3 protein-coding genes and 1 pseudogene are annotated in these 3351 nt (G+C 67.1%); 2 read left to right on the top strand and 2 right to left on the bottom strand.

The features are described from left to right. Both ACGFU7_RS47740 and ACGFU7_RS47735 read left to right on the top strand, forming a co-directional pair. Positions 1–306, top strand: a 306-nt coding sequence (locus ACGFU7_RS47740; protein ID WP_393705057.1) for an alpha/beta fold hydrolase, incomplete at its 5' end; no start/stop codon positions are given. Between the two features lie 1236 nt (positions 307–1542). Further along, positions 1543–2142, top strand: coding sequence for a hypothetical protein (locus tag ACGFU7_RS47735; RefSeq protein ID WP_393705056.1), 600 nt, complete (start codon positions 1543–1545; stop codon positions 2140–2142). Positions 2143–2540: 398 nt separating this feature from the next. On the opposite strand, the gene ACGFU7_RS47730 is transcribed toward ACGFU7_RS47735, so the two are convergent. Further along, entirely contained in the window at positions 2541–2720 is a 180-nt protein-coding gene (locus tag ACGFU7_RS47730) for a hypothetical protein (RefSeq protein WP_393705054.1), read from the bottom strand. Between the two features lie 344 nt (positions 2721–3064). Continuing rightward, a pseudogene (locus ACGFU7_RS47725) lies at positions 3065–3351 on the bottom strand (transposase); the annotation flags it as partial.

The following is a 3351-nucleotide window of genomic DNA, read 5'->3' as shown; positions in this document are numbered from 1 at the left end:
GACCCGAGGGTGGAGGGCGCGCGCACGCCGGTGAACAGGCGGTCCATCGCCCCGTGCCGCAGCCGGTCCATGTCATCGATGCAGTCCGCCCCGGCGGGAGAACTCGCGAAGGTGACAGCGCCGAGCCTCGTGTTCTGGGGCGCGCTCGACCCGGTCTGCCAGATCGAGTTCGGCGAGCAGTTCGGTGCGGCAGTGCGGGTGACTCGGGTCCTCCACCTCGAGTGGAACCACTGGACCGTGCTGCAGAGGCCGGCCGAGGTCGCCGCCGCCCTCAAGCACCACTGGAACATCTACGGCGGCGCCTGACACACTGTATGGGGACCACGACGAGGCAAATGAGGCCTCCCCAGGATCTGTTGAGAAGACAGTGGGTTTACTCGTCTGAGGAACGCTGTTAAAGTCAAGCTGTTTCCTCGTTGGATGTTTTTTGTCGGAGGCGCTTCCGGGGAACGGCCGGTGTGCAGCGGGGTTTCGACCGTGCCACTACGGCCGTTACTTTGTGGACCGCTGCACGGGACACCGTGCCAGGAATGTTTTCCTGCGCGGCCGCTCCGGGGGCATTGTTCGGCTCCAATGCCAAGGGCTTCCGTAGCGGGCACGCCGAAGCAGATCTCCATCGCGAGTGGCAGCCACCTACGGGAAGGCGTGGGGCTCCTGCAACAACAACCCCAGTGTGAAGTTCTATCTGGGTACAGCACACTTCACCGCGGCCAAGGGCTGGTCGGACTCCGACGAGAGGACGACCACCAGTCCCAAGCTGTGGAACGTTGGCTGCCCGCCTCGTAGGTGCGGTGAGGTACCCGGGCGCCTCCATACGGCACGGGCACCGGCGTTCCCCACACCTTGTGATCCGCATCAGAACAACGTCCGGATGGAGCGGCCCTGACGTTCCGCGCCGGCCCCGGCCGTCCCCGACAACACAGCCCGGTCGTTGAAGCCCTTCTGTCAGGCCACCCGGGCGGGTCGGAATCTCGTGATCACAACGTGCACAGAAGGAACATGATGAACCAACAGACCTCGCTCCGGACGGCTGTGGAGACGGCGCACATCAGACGGGCCGTGGCACTGCCCGGAGCCGTCGAAAACGAGCAGGGGTGTCTTGTGCAGATGGGTCTTGCGCGGAACGATCTCGTGCAGGATTCCGCCGACGTGGCTGAGCCCCCACTCGCGACCGGCGGGTCAGCCGTATGCGTGAGCCCAGCCGTGCGGGCCGCAACTGGCACAGGACGGGAAGGCCACGCGCCCGTGGAGCCGGTAACCCGCCCAACAGAGGCGGGTGGACCGCCGGGCACCCTGGCAATGGGTTCCTGGCCAGGGACCGATGACGGAGCTCCGGTCGACTCCGGTGACGACTGGCGCCCCGCCGCCGGATCAGGAAGACGGCCCGCGGGGAGGCACCGCCAGAGCTCGCGCAGGGTCCGTAAGCCGACTCTCGTCGCGGCAGCTGTTGTGGGGGCGGTCCTGGCGACAGTGTCGTTCGTGTCACAGCGCGGAGCAACGGGCCGTGACGAGGATGGGGGGCGCATCACTCCGGCCGCTTCCGTGCCGGACGAGGAAGCGGACCTGCTGCACAAGTCCGCGAGTGCCCTGGAAGTCACGGATCCGGTGGCCTTCGAGGAGAAGGCTGCAGGGGGAAAGGACGGGCGGAAGACAGCCGGTCCGACCGCTCGCCACGCCGATCTGAAGCAGCTGGAGCATGCCCCCGCCACCAGGCAGGAACAGAAGGGGCCTGAGAGGACTGAGCCCCCCTCCTTGCCGGCGAAGTCGCCGGCTTCCTCCAGCGACAACGAGGTTTCGATCCCGGAACGGGCAGACGTCGTGATCACCGGGACCCATGTGATCTGGGCCGGGCAGCCGGTTTACGCCGGAGGCGCCACGCTGTCTATGGAACCTGACGGCAATTTCGTCATCCGGGACAGCACCGGAGTCGTCCGTTGGACGGCCAAAACGGCGACCATGGGCGACCGTGCCGTGTTCCAGGACGACGGCAACCTCGTGGTGGTTGCCGCTGACGGCAGGGCGGTCTGGAGCTCTGGAACCGCAGGAAATCCGGGGGCACTTCTGCTCGTTCAGGAGACCGGCCGGGTACTGATCAGGTCCGCAGGCGGCGCTGCTCTCTGGAGCGCGGGCGCTTTTGGCTGATACGCATCTGGATCCACGCCCGGTCACCGGGGAGCCGGAGTCCTGTGCGCGGTGTTACGCCGCGCACAGGAGTCGACCTGTTTCAGATTTCGGCTTCCGGACTCCGGCAGCCGCGCTCATGGCCTGTCACCCCGTTCGCACTACATAGTGTGTTGTGTTCCTGGACCTGTCCCGCAGTCCGACGGGAAGAACTGGATCACCGAGTAGCCGTCAATACACCACTCCAGCGGACGTGACCGCCTCAGTGCGGCCGAGTCACTGGTTCCAGGTCATGGTCCAGTTGGCGTTTCGCGCGCTGATGCCCGTGCCGCTCGTGCCCGAGGACTGGGCGGGGGAGTCCCACCGGACCGATGGGACAGGCGCCCCGGTGGCTCTCGGGTCTGAGGTGTCGGGCCTGTTCAGTCAGCCATGAGACTCTCGGCGACGGCCTGCCAGATTTCGCCGACGAGGCCCGGGATCCTGGCCGTCTGCTCCTGGGACGCCAGCTCCTTCAGGCGGGCGGTGGCCGTGGTGTCGCCGGACCGTGCCTGCAGTGACTCGCGCAGTACCTGCAGGCGCACCCGATCCCGGTACGTCATCAGCTGGACCCCCTCCGTACATCGCTCCGCCAGTTCCGCGGCTCTGTCGAAGTCTCTTTGGCGGTAGGCGAGCTGGGCCTGCAGGAAGTGGAACTCCAGGCGGTGGCGAGGGGTTCCGATAAGCTCCTGGACGGGGTCGGCGGCGCTCAGGAACTCCTCGGCCTCGTCGAGTCCGGGCGGCGAGGCCTGTAGGCACAGCGAGGCTGCGGCCAGCTGCAGCCGCAGCCAGAGGGCCAGGTCCTCCTTGCTGCCGACCGCGTCCAGCGCCTGCAGCAGATGCCGGTAGGGCGTCGGTGGAGTTCCCTCGGCGGGTGCACACCGTGGCGGTACTCCAGTATTGATCGGAAACTGAATGGGTTCTCGTTGAGGGTGTAGCGGACGTGGGGGCGTGGGAGTAGCCGCGGACGATGTGGGGCTGGCGTTGGTGTCTGCGGAAGAACCGGCGGGTCTCGGCGGCGAGTTCGGCCTGGTTCCGGGCCCGGTGGCCTTTGGGCAAGCTGTGCTTGAGGTCGGCGTTGACCAGCTCGTCGGGGTTGAGCTCCGGCGAGTACGGGGGCAGGAAGTGCAGTTCGACGGCATCGGGATGGGCGGCGACCCAGGTGCGGACCGTCTTCGAGCGGTGCGCGGAGTG

This window comes from Streptomyces sp. NPDC048473, from assembly GCF_043200155.1.
GTDB lineage: Bacteria > Actinomycetota > Actinomycetes > Streptomycetales > Streptomycetaceae > Streptomyces.
The sequence above is the reverse complement of the archived record's forward strand: the minus strand, read 5'-3'. Positions and strand labels throughout refer to the sequence as shown.

Excerpts from the sequence above, each read along its gene's own strand:
- ACGFU7_RS47730 (WP_393705054.1), bottom strand. The coding sequence starts at position 2,720 with ATGACGTACCGGGATCGGGTGCGCCTGCAGGTACTGCGCGAGTCACTG.